We start from the raw sequence: 704 nt of genomic DNA on the forward strand, positions 1-704 counted from the left end.
GCGTTACTTCAGGCATCTCTGCATCTCCTTATGCGGGGTTGATGCAGAAACGATACGAACGAAATTGTATGAATCAATAGTCAGTTCATTATGCATACAATATTTATTTGATGAAACGTAATTCTGCACATTGGACATACGTTGTGCTCAAATAATAGCTTGAAAAGCAGCTTTTACGCTCAATTTATAATCAAGGATACGTCGTCAAATCAACACTTGAATCCGCTTCGTGTTATCCATACAATATGAAACAATCTATATTTGAGGTATGGTGAAATGTTGAAGTGGCTCCCTGAACTTCGTCCTGACGGCAAGCCTCGTTATCTTCAGATTGCGGACGCGATCGAACTGGCGATAAAACGAGGCGATATCGCCGCTGGTGATCGATTGCCGCCACAACGCAGGCTCGCCGAGCGTCTCAAGATTGACTTTACGACAGTCAGCCGCGCCTACGCCGAGGCGCATTCCAGACGTCTCGTGGAGAGCCACGTCGGAAGAGGTACCTTTGCACTCGGCCGCCCGAAGGAGGAGCATCGTATCGATCCGCGCCGCGCAGGGGACGAGGATCTGTCGATGAACATGCCTCCCGAGCCGCAGGACCCGGATCTCGTGGCAAGAATGCAGGAAGGGCTGCAGACTGTTTCAGCAAACCTTATTTCCCTTCTCCGCTACCAGTCGACGACCGGCGGAGAGCAGGATAAGGC

The 704-nt window shown here is 50.4% G+C and carries 1 protein-coding gene; it reads left to right on the forward strand.

All coding sequences use genetic code 11. The features are described 5' to 3' along the window. Positions 1–276 precede the first annotated feature (276 nt). Positions 277–704, forward strand: a 428-nt coding sequence (locus tag AB4Z23_RS27525; protein ID WP_441361192.1) for a GntR family transcriptional regulator, incomplete at its 3' end; no start/stop codon positions are given.

This window comes from Agrobacterium sp. MCAB5 (assembly GCF_052114365.1).
Taxonomy (GTDB): domain Bacteria; phylum Pseudomonadota; class Alphaproteobacteria; order Rhizobiales; family Rhizobiaceae; genus Agrobacterium; species Agrobacterium tumefaciens.